A 16,995-nucleotide genomic window follows, 5' to 3' on the forward strand; every position below is an offset into this window, starting at 1 on the left:
CGCCACTACGGCTGCTCCGCGGGGAGTCCCCAGCGCGGGGCCTCCCCGTTCTGCTGCACCGGCGCGATCGTCAGGTCCGGCCGGTCGCCGCGTGCCGTGATCAGCGCCGAGTCGCCCTTCCGGAGGGCGATGCGGATCGTGCCCTCGCCCGCCGCGGACCACCGCAGCGGGCGGCCCCGTCCGTCCCGTACCTCCACCGGCCCGGTGATGCCGTGCCGTACGACACAGGGTGCGCCCGCCTCGCTGACCAGCCGCACCCAGCGGGTGACCCCGCCTTTGCGGACCGCCGACAGCAGGAACGCGCCCTGCGTGCGGAACTTGTGCACGGTCAGGTCGGCCCAGGCGGCCGGCAGTGCGGGGAAGACCCGGATCTCGCCGCCCCAGGACTGGCAGATCATGTCGTGCAGGGACTGCGCCGCCGACAGCGGTGTCTCGATGACCGGGCCCGACTCCTTGTACATGGTGTTGGGCTGGACGAAGCGGGACATCAGCTCGCCCAGGTACGTCAGCGCGTCCTCACCCTTGCCGAGCAGCGCGGACATCGAAGCGGCGCCGGTGAAGGTGTAGCCCTGCAGGGCGCCCTCGAAGCCCACCCAGTGCGCCAACGACCTCTCGATCAGGGCCCGTTCGTCCGGCGTGCTCCCGGTCAGCTCGTACAGCGGGTACACCGCGAGCAGATGGGAGTAGTGGCGGTGGGATTTCGCGAAGGGGATGTCCGCGCCGATCATGAAGCCGTTCGCGTCGGTCGGGTACGGCGCCCGCCGGGCCAGCACGTCACGCCAGCGCGGTGCCAACTCGTCGTCGACACCGAGGAGTTCGGCCGCGTCGAGCAAGGTGCGGCAGCCCCAGGTCAGCAGCATCAGGTCGTAGTTGCAGTCCCGTGAGTTGCCGCCGTACTCCGGGGAGAACGTGGCCGGCAGGTGCAGTTTGCCGTCCTGGCCCGGCTCCAGGAAGTGCAGGTAGTAGTTGATCGCCTTGCGGAGCAGGGGGTACAGGACGTCCCTGAGGATCGACTCGTCCATGGTGTGGCGGTAGCTGAGCCACACGTTGTGCAGGGCCCAGGTGAGGTTGCCGACCTCGGGGGTCGGCGCCGCCTGGCCGGGGATGCCGACGCCGTAGCCGGTGAGGGGGCCGTCGGCGCCGTTGACCAGGTGGGGGTCCGTGGTGCGCGGGATGCCGAGGGAGTCGGCGCGGTACGGGGTCGCCGTCTCCCTGGCCAGGTTGTCCCGGAACTCGCTCAGCGACCGGGTGATCGCGTCGAGTTCGAGGTGGTTGGAGCCGTGGATCAGCCAGTACTCCAGCTGGGCGTTCAGGTTCCACCAGGTGTTGGGCCACGGGGTGGGCTCCAGCCAGGGGCCGCTCGTCGCCATCACGGGGGCGTCGCGGCGGGCGGCGGAGGCGGTCTTGTAGAGCTGGATCCAGTAGAAACGCTGCATCCGCGCGTCGGGGAGGGAGACGAAGCTCTTGCGGTAGTAGGCGTGCCACCAGGCCCGGTGCGTCAGCGCCAGCGCCGAGTAGGGGAGCGGGCTCGCCCCGCGTACGGCCTTGAGCGCCCGCCCGAGCGCCGTTGTGCCCGGGTAGGAGTGCGCGACATGGACGTACAGCGTCCGTGCCCTGCCCGTGCTCCGCTCCCGCCACGCCGTTACATGCTGCCCGCCGGCCAGCAGGGGCTGTACGGCCGCCCACACGCCGTCGTGCTGGGCGACCTCGGCCGGTGGATTGCCCCGGTAGCCGTCGGGGAGCGGCTTGAATGCCGCCCGGGGGCTGATCGCGTCCGCCGGATGGAACCCCCACCGGAAGTCGCGCTCACCCGCGCTCGGGGTGACCTCGACGGCCAGGACCGAGCGGTCGTTGTGCACCAGGGCCCGCAGGGTGAGCGTGCCCTTGTCCGTGGTGAGCGTGCCGGTCAGCTCGGCGTCGCGCAGGCCGAGCCGCCAGTCCAGGCCGGTGATGGTGCCCACCGGCTCCAGCGTGAAGTGGCCGATCGGGAGGCGGGCCAGCCCGAACAGCGAGCCGAACTCGGGGCGGTGGTCCTGCACCTCGGAGTGCTGGACGTTGAAGCGGACGGCGCGGGTTCCGCCGTCCGCCGCGGCGCCCGGCTCGGCGTAGATGCCGGAACCGAGGAAGCCGTTGCCGAGGAAGGGGCCCTCGTACCAGGCCGTCGGCATCCGCTGCCAGACGAGGTCGGCATCTTCGAGGACGGTGCGCCAGGGGTCGGAGGGGGCCGCACGGTCGGCTGCGCTCGCCTGTGCGGGCAAGCCGCCTGCGAGGAGGGTCCCGCCGAGGGCGGATCCGGTGGCGAGCACGGTACGTCTGGACGGGCTGGGCATGACGCCTCCATCTGCACGGCGATTCATCGGAGCCCCGATTCATCGGAGCTATCCCGCGACGCAACGTAGAGAAGGGGCGGGGGGACGTCAATACGGCGGGAGAGACCCGATGTATCAACTGCGATGTACTCGATGGACCCGATCCATCAACCCCAGATCACGGCGCCCAGCCACGCCCCCGCGATCAGCTGGCACGTGAACAGCTCTGCCAGCACGCTCGAACCGCCCGCCCGCATCGCCGTGCGCAGCGCCGCCCTCGCCTCGCCGTGGCGGCCGAGTCGAAGCCGTTCGCCGAGGTAGATGCCGGCCATGAAGCCGGGGATCGAGCCGAGCACCGGGATCAGGAAGAAGCCCAGGAACGATCCCGCTCCGGCGTAGGCCACGATGCGCGGGCCGGCCCAGTTCGGGCGCAGTCTGCGGGGCGGCAGCGCCCAGCGCACCACCTGGGAGAGGAGCAGCGCGACGGTGGCCCCGACGAGCACCCACCACGCGACCGGCTGGGTGTCCTTCAGCGCCCACCACAAGACCCCGGCCCACACCAGCCACGACCCCGGCACGCCGGGAACCAGCACTCCGCAGAGGCCGAGCAGGAGGACCAGGCCGACCAGCACAAGGTCCCACACTCCCATCTGACCAGACTGCCGGAGCCCGGGAGAAAGCGCAGATCAGCCTGGCGGGCGCGGGTGCACCACCGTCGCTCGTGCCCGTTTCCGGGCGCCTGTCGCTCGTGCCCGTATCCGGGCGCCTGTCGCTCGTGCCCGTATCCGGGCGCCTGTCGCTCGTGCCCGTATCCGGGCGCCTGTCGCTCGTGCCCGTATCCGGGCGCCCGTCGCTCGTGCCCGTACCCAGGCCCCCGCCCCCCTCCCAGTACCCGGACCCCCGTCACCCCTGCCGCTCCCGCGCCACCCACCCCCGCTCGTACGCGTGCCACCCCAGCTGCAGTCGCGTCGTCACCCCGGTCAGCTCCATCAGCCGCTTTACCCTGCGCTGTACGGTCCGCAGTCCCAGGTCCAGCTGTTTGGCCACGCTCGCGTCGGTCAGGCCGGCCAGCAGCAGGGAGAGCACCTCCAGGTCGGTGTCGTCGGGGCCGTCCGGCTGCTGTTCGGTGACGCCGGACGTGCCGAGACGGACCGGCAGCGCCTCCCGCCACACCGTCTCGAACAGCCCGGAGAGCAGCTCCAGCAGCCCGCTCGCGTGGACGACCAGCGCGGCCGGCTCCGCGGTGTGCGAGGTCAGCGGCACCAGCGCGAGCGTGCGGTCGGCGATCACCAGCTTGGTCGGCACCTGGTCGACGACCCGTACCTGCTCCTCGCGGCCGAGGGCGGCGGACAGCTCGGTGATGCCGTGCGGCTGGTCGAGGACCGAGCGCTCCAGGACCACCCGGTAGCGGACGCCGCGGTGGGCGGCCTGCTCCTCCGCCTCGTTCTCGATGCCGGTGACGGCGACCGGGTTGCCGGTGACCAGTGCGCAGACCTCCTCGCTCGCCCCGAGCTGGAGCTGCAGGAAGCGCTGCGACACCGCGGCCGCGCCGATCACCACCTCGACCAGGTCGTGTACGGCCGGTTCGGCGACGCCCGCCCGGTACTCCTCGGCGAGCAACGCGGCCGCCAGCTCCGCCTTCTCCAGCTCGTGCCGCTGCTGGGTCAGCAGCGCGCCCAGCGCCACCCCGGGAGGTGCGGCGACCCAGCGGCCGGGCCGGGCCGAGGACTGCGCCGCGAGCCCGTGCCGCTCCAGGCGGCGCAGGGCGCGCTCGGTGTCGTGCTCGCCGAGCGTCAGCCGTCGCGCGAGGTCCGGTACGTCGGCGGCGCCCACGGACACCAGGACGCGGTACGCCGACTCGTGTGTCTCGTCGAGACCTATCGCTCCCAGCATCGGGCCGCGTCCCTCCCCGAAGAACATCCGCACATCCGCAAAAAGAACACCGGCGTTCGGGCCGTGGCGGAAAACGGCCACGGCGCAAAACCGCCTCCGCACATCATCGCCGTACCACCCGCCACTCTGCCAAGGTGACGCCACCGCAGCATCAACCACCGCCCGCTTTGCCCGACTTGGGTCTTCCTGGCCTGCGCCTTCGCGCCTGTCGGCAGGCGGCAGCAAGGGAAGAGGCGATCTTGGGGAGAGCGATATCGCGTACGGCCATGGGTGCGGCGACCGCCGCGATCCTGGCCGTGACGACGGCCGTACCCACGCATGCGGCCACCGCCGTACCCGCGCACCCGGCGACCGACGGCCCGAGCCCGCTGACCGGCGAACGGGCCACCCCCGGCGCCGGCTCAGGCTCCGTCGTCACCCTCGTCACCGGCGACCGCGTCCTGGTCACCAGCGCCGGTGCCGTCGCCCTGCCGGGCGAGGACGGCACGACGCCCTTCACGCAGACCCGCCGGTCCGGCGACGACCTGTACGTCTACCCCGCAGGCGCCGTCGAGGCGATCGCCGCCGACCGCGTCGACGAGGAGCTCTTCAACGTCACCGGCCTGATCCGCCAGGGCTACGACGACGCCCACCGCAAGACGCTCCCGCTGATCGCCACGTACGACCGCTCCGTCGCCCGAGCCGTCCCGCCCGCCCCGCGCGGCGCCGAACGCGGTCTCGTCCTCGACCCGATCGACGGTGTGGCGCTGGAGGCCGACAAGAAGAAGGCCGCCGACTTCTGGGCCGACGTCACGAGCCCCCGCTCCCGCGCGGCCGGCGATCTGAAGAAGCTGTGGCTCGACGCCAAGGTCCGGGCCACCCTCGACCGTTCGACCCGTCAGGTGCACGCCCCCGAGGCCTGGGCCGCCGGCTACGACGGCAAGGGCACCAAGGTCGCCGTCCTGGACACCGGTGCCGATGCGGAACACCCCGACCTCAAGGGCCGTATCGCCGCTTCCAAGAACTTCACGGACTCGCCGGACGCCGACGATCACGACGGCCACGGCACCCACACCACCTCCACCGTCGGCGGCACGGGCGCCGCGAGCGACGGCAGGAAGAAGGGCGTCGCGCCCGCTGCCGACCTCCTTCACGGCAAGGTCCTCAACGACTACGGCCAGGGCGAGACCTCGTGGATCATCGCCGGCATGCAGTGGGCCGTCGACCAGGGCGCCGACGTCGTCTCGATGAGCCTCGGCAACCCGGCCCGCACCGACTGCACCGACCCGATGGCCCTGGCGACCGAGGAACTCGCCCGGTCGAGCGAGAACACCCTGTTCGTCATCGCCGCGGGCAACACCGGCCCCGGCAACAACACGGTCTCGTCCCCGGGTTGCGCCCCGAGCGTTCTCACCGTCGGCGCCGTCGACCGCGACGACTCCACGGCCTCCTTCTCCAGCCGCGGCCCGGTGTACGGCTCGCACACCCTCAAGCCGGAGATCGCCGCACCGGGCGTCGGCATCTCCGCCGCGCAGGCGGGCGGGCGTGGCGTGTACGCCTACCAGTCCATGAGCGGTACGTCGATGGCGACCCCGCACGTCGCGGGCGCGGCGGCCATCGTCAGGCAACGCCACCCCGACTGGAGCGCGCGGCAGATCAAGGCGGCGCTCGTCTCCTCCGCCGACACGGACATCCCCGGCGACGCCCGCGCCACAGGTGGCGGACGCCTCGACGTCCGCGCCGCGATCGGGCAGCACGTGCTGGGCGCACCCGCGCTCCAGGCCGGCACCTTCAACTGGCCCCAGGACGCGAGCGACCGTACGACGGTCGCCGTTCCCTACAACAACACCACGGACACGGCTGTGGAGTTGAAGCTGTCGATGCCCGCCGTAACCGGCAACGACGGCTCCACCGTCCGCTCGTCGATCGCCCGGCTCGGTGCCCGCTCGGTCACCGTTCCGGCGGGCAGGACGGTCGAGGTCCCGCTGCGGATCGACCCGACGGCGACGATCGAGCGGGCCCAGTACGGCGACATCACGGGCCGCGTCCTCGCCACGGCCAAGGACGGCAGCACGGTTTCGACCCCCTTCGCGCTCTACGTCCAGCCGGAGACCGTCACCCTGCGCGTGAAACTGATCGACCGCCTCGGCAAGCCCGCCGACGGCGCCTCCTCCGTCGACCTGATCGGCACCGACGACGCGGCCGGCGAGCGCCGCTTCAACGAGGGCGCGACCGACCAGACGTACCGGATCCGCCCCGGCGCCTACTTCCTCTCCAGCTTCATCACGACCCCCGAGACCGAGGGCACGCTCCTCGACTCCCTCGCCTACCTCGGCCGTCCGCAGCTGGAGATCCGCGACGACACGACCGTCGTCCTCGACGCCCGCAAGGCACACCGACTGAAGATCAGAACGGACGAACCGACCGAACTCCGTAGCGCCACACTCGGTTTCGCGCGCAGCTGGGACGACACCTGGCTGCACGCGGGCACGGCGGCCGGCGGGCGCGAACTGCGCGGCTACTACGCCTCCGTCACGGGCAGGGCGGCCGACGGGGACTTCGAGTTCGACAGCTTCTGGCGCGCGGCGGCTCCGCAGATCACCGAACTCGCCGTCGTGGGCGGCCGGTCGCTGCATCCGACGACCGCGTCCTTCAACTCGGCCAACCTCGACGGCACGGGCCGGGTGCCACTGTTCGACGCCAAGTCCGGCACGGAGGAGGAGCTTTCCGGGGCGGCCGGCAAGATCGCGCTCGTCGGGATCCCGGACGGCGGCAGCGCCTACGAGGTCGCGAGGCGCGCGAAGGAGGCCGGTGCGGTGGCGGTCCTCGTCCACCGTGACGCCCCCGGTCGCTGGTATCCCTCGGCCGGCTTCACCGGCGGCGCACTGCCCGTCCTCGCCGTCCCCGCCGACGAGGCGAAGGCGTTGCTCGCCGCCGGGGACGTGACCCTGCGCTGGCAGGCCACCGCCAAGAGCCCGCACGTCTACAACCTCGCGTTCCCGGAGGAGGGCCCGATCGGCGGCGACCGCACCTACCGCGTCCGGGACCGGGACCTGGCGGCGACGACGGCGACGTACAACTCGATGGCGTCCGCCGCCACCGACCACATCGACCTGACGGCCATGACCCGCCCTAACGGACTGAGTGGCTACTTCGGCGGGTTGGAGACGGTCCCCGCGCCCTTCACCCGCACCGAATACTACTCGCCGGGCACGACCGGCTGGGAACACGAGGTGTCCAGCAGCTTCCCGTGGGGCGAGTTCATGATCGACCCCGTGCGGACGTACGGGAAGGGGGAGCGGCGGACCGAGGAGTGGTACGGCGGTGTCCTCGCCCCCGCCACCCCGCTCGACGCCGCCGGCCGGCCCGCCCTCGCCGCCGAACGGCAGGGCAACCTGATCGGCGTGGCCCCCGCCTTCTGGGGCGACGGCCAACACCAGGGCATTCAGGGGAGCTTCGGCGACATCGGCAGCATGACGCTCAAGCGGGGCGGCGAGACGGTCGGCGAAAGTCCCTACCCGTTCGGGGTGTTCACCGTCCCGGCCGACGAGTCGAGTTACGAACTCACCCTGGACACGGCGAAGATCGGTCCTCCGGCCGGGGCGTGGAATCGCTCCACGAACACGACGACGACCTGGACCTTCCGCTCGGCACTGGACGAGGACGCCTACTCGCAAGGCATACCGATGCTCTTTCCGCGGTACGCGCTGCCGGAGGACGGCCTGAAGACGCTCCCCGCCGAGGACGGACAGGAGATCACACTCACGGCGACCGGCCACGCGGGCTACCGGCCGGGGGAGCTGACACAGGCCCAACTCGCCTACTCCTACGACGAAGGCGGTACCTGGACCGAGGCACGGACGGCGCAGCAGGACGACGGGAGCTGGACCGCGAAGGTGAACCACAGCGGAGCGACAGGCAAGCAGGTCACACTCAAAACCGTCCTGACCGACACGAACGGCATTTCGGTCACCCAGATCGTGACCCGGGCCTACGACGTGCGCTGAGGCGCGCGAAGGGGATCCGGGCCCGGGTCACCCGACAGTCGCCGGGCGGTCCTCCCGTGGGGGGTGGGGCCGCCCGGCGACCTGTTTCACGTCCCGTTCCGTCACTTGCCTCGCACGACTGTTCGACACCTCACTCGCCCACGGCATTTCAAGGCGGTTCACCGGGTCGCATTTTCCGGATGCCCCGTTTTCATACGGGCCGCGCGGTGGACAATTGGGGGCATGAGCCAGCAGGGGGGAAAGGCCACCGGTCACGAGGACGACTGGTGGGGGCAGCTGTACGGTGACTTCACCGACGACACGGGCCCGACCAAGGCGCCCGACACACTGGACGACCGCTTCGCCTCGGCGGCGGGAGTGTCAGGAACCGGCGCCCCGGTTCCGGCTCCGCGGGCCGGGACGGATGCCGTGGCGGGTCCGGCTCCGGGTCCGTCGACCTTCCCCGCGGGCCTGCCGAAACCGCCGGGATTCACCGTGGAGGAACCCCGGGGACGGGCGGCGCCTCCGACCGACGACGAGCCCCGCACGGCGACCCAGGTGGACATCCCCACCCACCCCCCGACCACCCTCGACTACGTGGGCGACGGCCCTCCCACCTACGCCCCCGAACCCACCGCCCTGCCGCCGGCCGACCCTGACGACCTCGACGACCTGGTCGCCGACACCGTCCTCGACGGCGCCCGCTACGGCGCCTCCACCCTGCGGGCCGTGTCCCTGCGCGGCGACTCCGCCCGCTACCGGGGCGAACCCCGCCGCGACTCCCTCCTCACCGCCCGCTTCGGCACCGGCGAACACGCCCTGATCCTGGTGGCGATGGCCACCGGCGCCCGAGCCACCCCGGGCGCACACCGCGCCGCCGCCGAGGCCTGCCACTGGATCGGCCGGGCCGTCGGCCGCAGTCACGGGCGGCTCGCGGACGACATAAGGGCCGCCAGGCGCGGAAACCTGAAGTCGGGCCTGCACCGCCTCACCGACCGCAGCCTCGGCAAACTCCGCGCCAGCGCCGCCGAACAGGGCATCGAACCCGAGGAGTACGCGGCGACCCTGCGCTGCCTCCTCCTCCCCGCCGACCCCGAGTGCCGGACCCGGGTCTTCTTCGGAGTCGGCGCGGGCGGACTCTTCCGCCTGCGGAGCGGCGAATGGCAGGACATCGAGCCCCGCGTCACGGACCTCACCGGCGACCCCGTCGTCGGCTTCGGCTCGCTCCCCGCCGAGACCCCCGAAGGCGACCGCCTCACCATGGACCTCGGCATCCCCACACCGCCCAGCCCCTACGACCCCGCCCCCGAACCGCCCCGCGAACCCTTCCGCTTCCGGGCCTCGGTGGCCCGCCCCGGCGACACCCTCCTCATGTGCACCGGTGGCCTCGCCGACCCCCTGCGCGGCGAACCCGAACTCGCCGCCCACCTCACCGGACGGTGGTCCGCTTCCGAACCGCCCGGCCTCGCAGAATTCCTCGCCGACACCCAGGTCCGGGTCAAGGGGTATGCCGACGACCGTACGGCGGCCGCCGTCTGGGAGGCCTGACGGCGCCTGCGGCTACGGCCGGTACGTCACCCACGAGCGGGCCGAGGTGTCGTACACGTACGTGGGCAGCCCCTTGATGCCCGTAGTGCGGAAGGGGCGGCCGTGGTCGTCGATGCGGACGGTGCCGGTGCGGCCCTGGGACGACCAGTCCAGCTCCAGGTACCAGTTGCAGTCGCAGTTCTTCGTCCGCGCGTCGACCAGCAGCACCTCCGGGTCCTCGGCGGACACGCGGTACGGCAGGCGCATCGCCGGGATCGTGACGCCCGTGTCGTTGCCGTCTGCCGGGCGGGCGATGGGGCGGTCCTTGTCCAGGTCGACGTCGAAGTAGCGAGGCGTCAGCGCTCCGCCGCAGCCCTGGTCCATGGTGTAGACGGTGCCCCCGGCAGGCGCCGAGCGGCCGACGACGCGCACTCTCAGGGCCTTCAGGACGACGGCCGTGGACGTCTTGCCCTGCACGGAGATCTCGATCATCGTCTGCTCCCCGTGCACCGCGTTCTGCGAGCCCGCCCACGCCTCGGCGTCCTGCGGCGCGGGAGGCGGCGCCACCTGGCTGGGCGGCCTGGCGACGACGTAGTCGTGGCCGCAGCCGGCCTGCCAGACATGGGAGTTGGCGCTCCAGGTGAGCGGCACTCCGGCCGGGGGCTGCTGCCGGCCGGCTTCCTTCGAGGGGCCGTCCTCGGACGGAGCGGACTTCGGCGAGGACTTCTTCGAGGCGCCGGCCGACGGTGACGGTGTGGTCTGCGAGGGGCTCGGCGAGGCCGTCGACTTCGGGCGGGGAGCGCCCGTCGGTGTCGTACGGCTCGGATCGGAGCCCTGGACGGAGTCGCTCGCGCGGGGACCGTCGTCGTCGGGCAGGGCGGAGAGGCTGCCGAGCGTGGCGAGCAGAGCCGTCGCCACGGCTGCCGCGACCAGCAGGCGCCGGCGGCGGTACCAGGGGTGGCGGGCAGGGGCGTCGGTCGGTGCCGGGCCCCCGCCGGGAAGCCCCGTCGTCTCCTCGGCCGTGTCCGCGGGGGAGCCGTCCGCCGCGGAGGGGGTGCTGCCGGCCGCGGCGGAAGCCGCGGAACGGGACCGCTGCCGCGCCGCCACCGCCAGGATCCACAGCCGGTGCAGCTCCAGCCGCTCCTGAGGCGTCGCCTCGCACAGCGCGGCGAAGCGCTCCACGGGGGCGAAGTCGAGCGGGACCGCGTCTCCGGCGCAGTAGCGGTGCAGCGTAGAGGTGTTCATGTTCAGGCGGCGGGCCAGCTGACCGTAGCTGCGGTCGGTGCGGTCCTTCAGGCGGCTGAGCAACGCCGCGAACTCCTGGACGTCGTCCTGTGCTGCCGACACCGTTCCCCCGTGTCCTCACCGTCCCGGGACGGCATCCCAGGCACTCCATATACCTGCACGTCAGAAGGGCTGGGATGGTTCCACCGTCGCGGATCGGGTGTCGGCGCTTGCGGTCGCCCGCTGTGACGGCTGATGCTTTTGGTGTCGCACCGACCAGGGCCGGACGGACCATCCGCCGTCGGTGCCGGCTCACTTCCGATCGTTCACGCTTTCATGCCATTTCACGGGGGGACACTCATGTCCAAGCGCACTCGCACCGGCACGCTCGCCGCACTCGTCGTCACGGGCCTCGCCGCGGGCGCCGCATTCACCGCCGCACCCGCCGGCGCCGCGACGAAGGCCGCGCCGAAGTTCCTGTCGGCGACCGAACTCCCGCCGCACCCCTCCTCCGCCTGGACCGCCGCCCCGGTCGCCGACGGGGTGCCGGAGGAGATGCAGTACTGCTTCGGCGAGGCACTGCTCGCCTACGACTCCCGCTACCGCACCTTCCGCACCGACCTCGACACCGGTGCCGAGCAGCTCAACGTCGTCGTCGGGAACAACGCCAAGGCCAAGGCCCTGGCCACCCGCCTCGACAAGGAGGTCAAGCGCTGCGTCACGCGCATGGACGCCGACCCGGAGATCGAGGGCGACTACAAGAGCTACGGCAGCCTGCCGGTCGAGGAGGGCGCCCGCGTCCACGGCTTCGCGACGCGGGCCTCGTGGGGGGCCATGGACATCCACCTCGTCTCCGTCGGCCGCGACGGCGGCACCGTCACCGTCGTGCAGTGGGGGCAGATGGGCGACTTCACGGACGCGCCGGTGAAGGCCTTCAAGAAGACGACCACCACCGCGGTCAACAAGCTCTACTGACCGGCGCAGCACAGGACCACCTCACCAGCGGGGCCGCCCTCCCGGACGGGGGTCGGGCGGGCGGCCCCGCCACCACACGGCACCAGCGGAGCCGCTGCAGTAGCGAATTCCGGCCAGATTCGCAGACTGCGCACACCGGCCCCGAAGGCGCCGTGATGTCACCTCGCACCCGCCGGGCGTCCGGGTCGCGTACGGCCGGATCCGCAGAGCGGGGTCGTCGAACGGGCCGATCCACCGCGGTCCGCGGGCCCCGGGGAACATCGGCACGATGCCGTGCAGGACTGCCCTGGTCGGCCGCCTCCGCGCGGGCGCTTTGAACCGCCCTGCCTCCCCTCGCCGGAATCACACCCGCGGCCCGCAGGCCGAGGCCATGGCCGGTGGCCGACTCGATTCGGTCGTCGCCCGGGACGGCCTGCGGGCGGCCGGTGGGTGACGTTCCGGGTTTCATCCACCGGCACGGCCTGCCGTAACCGTGGCCGAACACCTGGTCGTTGACGATTCGACATGACTGCCGCCGGTCCGACTGGGAATGGTTCCCGTGAACGTGTTCGAGCAGGAGGGGAACCGACATCGGCACGCGGGCGGGGGTCATGAGAAGGCAGGCACGAGGAGGCGGTCCCATCACCATCGGGGCCTCCTCGGCACGGACAGTGGAGGACAAGGCCGCGAGCGCCGGGGAACACACGCAGTCGCCTCAGCTCAGGCGCAGACTCGGACGGGCGGACCTGAGGGCCGTACCTGAGGCACGCAGGGCTCTGCGCGAGCTGTTACGGCACTGGGGGAGGCCCGGACGATCGGACATAGCCGAACTGCTCACCAGTGAGCTCGTCACCAACGCAATCGTCCACACCGACCGTGACGCCGTCCTGACGGCGATCGTCGGACCGCACGGACTCAGGGTGGAGGTGAGGGACTTCGTGGCCCGCCGGCCCAGACTGCGCGTACCGAACGCCGACAGCTGTACGAACGGCAGAGGCCTGGTGCTGGTCCAGTCCCTCGCGGACGACTGGGGCGTGCGGACGCACGGGGTGGGGAAGGCGGTGTGGTTCGAACTCGACGCGGATGCCGCGTGATGCGCGCCGCCGGTGTCGCAGGTCGTACGACGACGGGAAGGGGCGCGACCCGAGTCCCGGGTCGCGCCCCTTCCCGTCGATGCCGTTGACGAGCGGAGTGCTCAGCCGAACTGCTGCTCGAGGTCCTTGAGCTTGCGCTCCAGGGAGTCGAGCCGTGGCAAAGCCATTGTGTCGTCCTCCGTGGTGAGGTCGACGGTCACCGGGTCAGAACCGGTGCGTACGGGCTGAAGGGACGGACGTGAGCGTACGGGCAGTTGCTCCGGCGCGGTTATGGCAGGCTCCGCGGAGACCTGGGCGGAGGCACGCTCCAGAGCCTGCGTCTCGACCTGCCGGCCGCCGCGGCCGACGAAGCCGCGGTGGCCCCGGCTGATGGCCTTCAGCTGGGCCCGCTCCATGCGCTCCTGCTCGCGCCGGCGCAGCCGGGCCGCATCCTTTTGCCGCTTGTCCTCGCGGACCTCGTCGACCGCCTCGTCGAGACTGCGCACGCCCTCCAGGAGCATCAGCGACCAGGCCTTGTAGGTCTCGCGGGGCGCCCGCATCCAGCGGACGATCCGGATCTGCGGGAGCGGCCTGGGCACCAGACCCTGCTCGCGCAGGGCGGCCCGGCGGGTCTGCTTGAGCGCCCGGTCGAAGAGCACCGCCGCGGAGAGGGACATGCCGGCGAAGAAGTGCGGGGCGCCGTCGTGGCCGAGGCCCCTGGGCGCGTGCACCCAGTTGAACCAGGCCGCGGCTGCCGCGAACGTCCACACGAGTATCCGGGAGCCGAGGGCCGCGTCACCGTGGCTGGCCTCGCGCACCGCGAGCACGGAGCAGAACATCGCGGCGCCGTCCAGGCCGAACGGCACCAGGTACTGCCAGCCGTTGTGCAGGCCGAGGTTCTGCTCACCGAAGCCGACCAGGCCGTGGAAGGAGAGCGCGGCGGCCACGGCCGCACAGCAGAACAGCAGCACATACGAGGCGGTGCCGTATATGGCTTCCTTGCGCCTGCGGCGCTCCTCGCTGCGCTCCCACGAGTCGTCCGCGCTCGTGTCCTTCCCCGGGGTCTTCCCGCGCCGAAGCACCGCTATCGCCGCCAGCAGGCCCAGGAGCAGGACGGCGCCCGGAAGCAGCCAGTTCAGCGATATGTCGGTCAATCTCATCTGGGGGTCCCTTGCATTGGGATAGGGCGTAACGCCCGCCATAGTGGCCCAATCCCACTGGCCCTCAGGGGGTTTCGGGGCAAGAGGCCGCCAAGGAAGTGCAAGGGGATGCCCGGGGCGGCATTCTGCTCGAACTGCCGCTTGAGGGGCAGGAGTTGAGTTCGAACAACACTACCCGTGCGGGTGGTTCCACGGAAAGTTCCTGCGCGAAGTGAGGAATTTGTGAAACGCCTGTAACCGTAATGGGTGTCCTGCTCGCGGGTGATCTTACGGCACGAAGGCTGACGCGCGAGTCTGAGGGTGCCTCAACTGGCCGCGGACAGAAGCTTGGTGACCCGATCCGCGTCGCAGGTGCGGGGGCAGGTGGCGCACGTGTCCTCGGGGCGCAGTGTGTAGAACATGCAGCAGCTCGCCCGGTCCCGCGTGGGCAGTGACTCGCCGTTCGGACCGGTCAGTTCACGGAAGGCCGCCGACCCGACGTACGGCTTCGTCGCGCCCGGCAGCAGCAGCTCCAGCTCGTGGCGCGCCCGGTCCTGCTCGCCGTCGCCGAGCAGATGGGCGACGTACCAGAGGCTCTCGACGACCTCGTCGGTCGCCATGCCCCACAGTGCGCGTCCGCGGCGCCGCATGCGGGGGCCGAAGCCGGTGAGGACGGGTTCGAGGTGCTCGGCTATCGCCGTGCGCACCTCGGCGCGCAGCGCCTCCTCGTCGGGCACGACCCGCGCGCCGGGCAGGGTGGCGGCCGGGTCGCCGGGGAGGCAGGCGAAGGTGGCGGGGCGGGCGGCGAGGGCGCCTATCGGGAGGTCGGGGGCCGTGCGGTCGTACGAGACATGCGTCACGGGGAAGCGGGGGACGCGGCGGAGCAGGAACCAGGGGACGGTGATCAGCAGGCAGACGGGCCAGGCGTAGCGGTGCAGGCCGAAGCTGGCGACGACGTCTGCGCGTGCGGACTGTCCGTAGTCGCGTTGTACCTGTGCGTCGTCCCAGGCCAGGAAGGTGTCCAGGTCGGTGCCGCCCTCTGCGAGCGCGGCTGCGGTGACCCAGCCGCCGTGCCGGGGGAGCTGTGCGTCGGTGGCCGGCTGGGTGATGGCCAGCCCCGGGAAGACCTCGGCGAGACGGGTGTAGGCGTCCGCGAGGGCTGAGGGGGGCACAGGCATTCCGGGCCGCCGATCCGTGAGGTGGTGAAGGTTAGGCTTACCTTACCCAAGATCGCTGCGGTTTGAACTGTCGCGTTCTGCGCCTAAGGTGCTTGACGGGTGAGTAACAAGCCGCCGTAATGACCCCAAGTGCCGATACGTCCCCGAGGAGGACCCGTGAAGCAGGGCACGCAGGGCTCCGCGGGGACGGGGATTCCGTCGCTGTCGCAGGGCTTGGAGGCCCGGGCGGGTGCGGAGAGTACGAGGACGGGTTCGGGTACGGCTCGGGTGCCGTCGCAGGGGCGAGCCCCGGGGGGTGCCCCGGGTGTGGATGCGGGTCGGGGTGGCTCGGCGTCGGCCTCCGCGCCGACGGCTCGGGGCGAGCACACCCACAGCGAGACCCCTATTCCGCGGCCGCGGGCGGTTGTCCAGCGGGCCTCGGTGCGGGGGCAGATCCTCGACGCCCTGCGCACCGCGCTCGTCACCGGTGAGCTGACGCCCGGCGCGGTCTACTCGGCCCCGGCGCTCGGCGAACGCTTCGGCGTCTCCGCGACGCCGGTGCGTGAGGCCATGCAGCAACTCGCGCTGGAGGGGGCCGTCGAGGTCGTCCCGAACCGGGGGTTCCGGGTGGTCGAGCGTGGTGCCCGGGAGCTGGCGGAGCTGGTCGAGGTGCGTGCGCTGATCGAGGTCCCGGTGATGCTCCGGCTCGCTCGGACCGTCGCCCCTGAACGCTGGGCGGAACTGCGGCCGCTGGCGGAGGCGACCGTTCGTGCGGCGTCGGCCGGGTGCCGGGCGACCTACGCGGAGACGGACCGGACCTTCCATCGCGCTGTGCTGTCCCTCTGCGGCAACGAACAACTCGTCCAGATCGCCGACGACCTCCACCGCCGCGCCCAGTGGCCCCTGGTGAGCCCCGCTCGCCCGTCCACCCGCGGCCACGCCGACCTCGTCGCCGACGCCGCGGAACACACGGCTCTGCTGGATGCGTTGATCGCCGGGGACGTGGATGTGGTGCGGGCGTTGGTGGGGGAGCACTTCGCCGGGGCGCGCTGAGGGATGCCTGCGGCGGCCTGCCGGTTGCGCATCAGTGATCACTGCACTCCGGCATCGCCCGACGGGCCCTCAAATGTGAAGCTCGGGAGGGAAGCCCGTCCAGCGCAGCTCGGCAGGTAGATGCCGCATGTCGTTGAGGGTGAGGACCGAGGCGGGGCGACCCGGTGCGTAGCGGATGACCGTGAGTGCCGCGTTGCAGTGGTTGAGGCCGAGCCAACGCCACTTCGGTGCGTGCATGGCGTCGCGGACGAGCCAGGCTACGAGGAAGTTGTGGGTGACGACCAGTTCGTGCCGGTCCTTGTCGCCCCGCACCGGTCCGGTGTACGCATCCAGCGCCTGGCGGGCCAGCGCAGGTCCGTTCTCCCGCTCCTCATCGGTGGCGTCGGCGAGGAAGCCGAGGTAGTAGTCCGCTGATTCGGCCGGAAGCTCGTCCTTCTTCGGGAGGTAAGGCACGTAGTCACCGGCGACGTCCGAGACATGCAGAGGGACGTTCCTGAGCTGGTCGCCGATCAGGCGTGCGGTCTGCTCAGCCCTCGGCAGTGGGCCGTGGTGAACATCTGAGAAGGGGACGTCACGGAGGCGTTGGCCGAGCAGTGTGGCTTGCTGCCGACCGGCCTCCGTCAGTCCGCTCTCGTCAGGCGATGCCTCGCCGTGCCGGACGAGGTAGAGGTACCGGGTGGCCGTGGCAGTCATCTCATATT

The 16,995-nt window shown here is 71.8% G+C and carries 12 protein-coding genes; 5 read left to right on the forward strand and 7 right to left on the reverse strand.

The window, feature by feature from the left end:
* Nucleotides 1-5: 5 nt before the first annotated feature.
* The 3 genes from ACZ7L5_RS03085 to ACZ7L5_RS03095 all read right to left on the reverse strand — a co-directional run bounded on the left by ACZ7L5_RS03085 (nucleotide 6) and on the right by ACZ7L5_RS03095 (nucleotide 4,202).
* Nucleotides 6-2,330: a glycosyl hydrolase family 95 catalytic domain-containing protein gene (locus tag ACZ7L5_RS03085; protein ID WP_471513903.1), complete on the reverse strand. Its 2,325-nt coding sequence runs from the start codon at nucleotides 2,328-2,330 to the stop codon at nucleotides 6-8.
* Between the two features lie 146 nt (nucleotides 2,331-2,476).
* Complete coding sequence (locus ACZ7L5_RS03090) at nucleotides 2,477-2,959, reverse strand: DUF456 domain-containing protein (protein WP_471513905.1); 483 nt, start codon at nucleotides 2,957-2,959, stop codon at nucleotides 2,477-2,479.
* Nucleotides 2,960-3,212: 253 nt separating this feature from the next.
* On the reverse strand, nucleotides 3,213-4,202 hold the full coding sequence (locus tag ACZ7L5_RS03095; RefSeq protein WP_363031582.1) for a helix-turn-helix transcriptional regulator: 990 nt from the start codon (nucleotides 4,200-4,202) through the stop codon (nucleotides 3,213-3,215).
* A gap of 266 nt (nucleotides 4,203-4,468) precedes the next feature.
* Between ACZ7L5_RS03095 and ACZ7L5_RS03100 the strand changes: the two genes are divergently transcribed.
* Both ACZ7L5_RS03100 and ACZ7L5_RS03105 read left to right on the forward strand, forming a co-directional pair.
* Nucleotides 4,469-8,188: a S8 family serine peptidase gene (locus ACZ7L5_RS03100; RefSeq protein ID WP_471513907.1), complete on the forward strand. Its 3,720-nt coding sequence runs from the start codon at nucleotides 4,469-4,471 to the stop codon at nucleotides 8,186-8,188.
* 222 nt (nucleotides 8,189-8,410) lie between these two features.
* Nucleotides 8,411-9,715: a protein phosphatase 2C domain-containing protein gene (locus tag ACZ7L5_RS03105; protein WP_471513909.1), complete on the forward strand. Its 1,305-nt coding sequence runs from the start codon at nucleotides 8,411-8,413 to the stop codon at nucleotides 9,713-9,715.
* 12 nt (nucleotides 9,716-9,727) lie between these two features.
* Here the strand turns inward: ACZ7L5_RS03105 and ACZ7L5_RS03110 are convergent, their stop codons facing one another.
* Nucleotides 9,728-11,041, reverse strand: a complete 1,314-nt coding sequence (locus ACZ7L5_RS03110; RefSeq protein WP_471513911.1) for a helix-turn-helix domain-containing protein — start codon at nucleotides 11,039-11,041, stop codon at nucleotides 9,728-9,730.
* A 237-nt stretch (nucleotides 11,042-11,278) separates the two neighbouring features.
* Here ACZ7L5_RS03110 and ACZ7L5_RS03115 point away from each other — a divergent pair, with 237 nt between their 5' ends.
* Together ACZ7L5_RS03115 and ACZ7L5_RS03120 are read left to right on the forward strand one after the other, a co-directional pair.
* Nucleotides 11,279-11,893, forward strand: coding sequence for a hypothetical protein (locus ACZ7L5_RS03115; RefSeq protein WP_471513913.1), 615 nt, complete (start codon nucleotides 11,279-11,281; stop codon nucleotides 11,891-11,893).
* Nucleotides 11,894-12,483: 590 nt separating this feature from the next.
* Nucleotides 12,484-12,966 (forward strand): ATP-binding protein, encoded by a 483-nt coding sequence (locus ACZ7L5_RS03120; protein ID WP_471513915.1) that lies wholly within the window; start codon nucleotides 12,484-12,486, stop codon nucleotides 12,964-12,966.
* 101 nt (nucleotides 12,967-13,067) lie between these two features.
* On the opposite strand, the gene ACZ7L5_RS03125 is transcribed toward ACZ7L5_RS03120, so the two are convergent.
* Complete coding sequence (locus tag ACZ7L5_RS03125; RefSeq protein ID WP_471513917.1) at nucleotides 13,068-14,105, reverse strand: DUF2637 domain-containing protein; 1,038 nt, start codon at nucleotides 14,103-14,105, stop codon at nucleotides 13,068-13,070.
* 305 nt (nucleotides 14,106-14,410) lie between these two features.
* Entirely contained in the window at nucleotides 14,411-15,262 is an 852-nt protein-coding gene (locus ACZ7L5_RS03130) for a (2Fe-2S)-binding protein (protein WP_471513919.1), read from the reverse strand.
* A 156-nt stretch (nucleotides 15,263-15,418) separates the two neighbouring features.
* Here ACZ7L5_RS03130 and ACZ7L5_RS03135 point away from each other — a divergent pair, with 156 nt between their 5' ends.
* Nucleotides 15,419-16,294: a GntR family transcriptional regulator gene (locus ACZ7L5_RS03135; RefSeq protein ID WP_471513921.1), complete on the forward strand. Its 876-nt coding sequence runs from the start codon at nucleotides 15,419-15,421 to the stop codon at nucleotides 16,292-16,294.
* Nucleotides 16,295-16,363: 69 nt separating this feature from the next.
* Here ACZ7L5_RS03135 and ACZ7L5_RS03140 read toward each other — a convergent pair whose 3' ends face one another.
* On the reverse strand, nucleotides 16,364-16,987 hold the full coding sequence (locus tag ACZ7L5_RS03140; RefSeq protein ID WP_471513923.1) for a histidine phosphatase family protein: 624 nt from the start codon (nucleotides 16,985-16,987) through the stop codon (nucleotides 16,364-16,366).
* Nucleotides 16,988-16,995: the final 8 nt, after the last annotated feature.

This window comes from Streptomyces sp. NPDC107528, from assembly GCF_055639295.1.

What these genes read in the sequence shown, in the direction of transcription:
- ACZ7L5_RS03120 (WP_471513915.1), top strand. Translation starts at nt 12,484, where the DNA reads ATGAGAAGGCAGGCACGAGGAGGCGGTCCCATCACCATCGGGGCCTCC.
- ACZ7L5_RS03085 (WP_471513903.1), bottom strand. Translation starts at nt 2,330, where the DNA reads ATGCCCAGCCCGTCCAGACGTACCGTGCTCGCCACCGGATCCGCCCTC.
- ACZ7L5_RS03125 (WP_471513917.1), bottom strand. Translation starts at nt 14,105, where the DNA reads ATGAGATTGACCGACATATCGCTGAACTGGCTGCTTCCGGGCGCCGTC.
- ACZ7L5_RS03100 (WP_471513907.1), top strand. Translation starts at nt 4,469, where the DNA reads ATGGGTGCGGCGACCGCCGCGATCCTGGCCGTGACGACGGCCGTACCC.
- ACZ7L5_RS03095 (WP_363031582.1), bottom strand. Translation starts at nt 4,202, where the DNA reads ATGCTGGGAGCGATAGGTCTCGACGAGACACACGAGTCGGCGTACCGC.
- ACZ7L5_RS03090 (WP_471513905.1), bottom strand. Translation starts at nt 2,959, where the DNA reads ATGGGAGTGTGGGACCTTGTGCTGGTCGGCCTGGTCCTCCTGCTCGGC.
- ACZ7L5_RS03130 (WP_471513919.1), bottom strand. Translation starts at nt 15,262, where the DNA reads ATGCCTGTGCCCCCCTCAGCCCTCGCGGACGCCTACACCCGTCTCGCC.
- ACZ7L5_RS03105 (WP_471513909.1), top strand. Translation starts at nt 8,411, where the DNA reads ATGAGCCAGCAGGGGGGAAAGGCCACCGGTCACGAGGACGACTGGTGG.
- ACZ7L5_RS03140 (WP_471513923.1), bottom strand. Translation starts at nt 16,987, where the DNA reads ATGACTGCCACGGCCACCCGGTACCTCTACCTCGTCCGGCACGGCGAG.
- ACZ7L5_RS03115 (WP_471513913.1), top strand. Translation starts at nt 11,279, where the DNA reads ATGTCCAAGCGCACTCGCACCGGCACGCTCGCCGCACTCGTCGTCACG.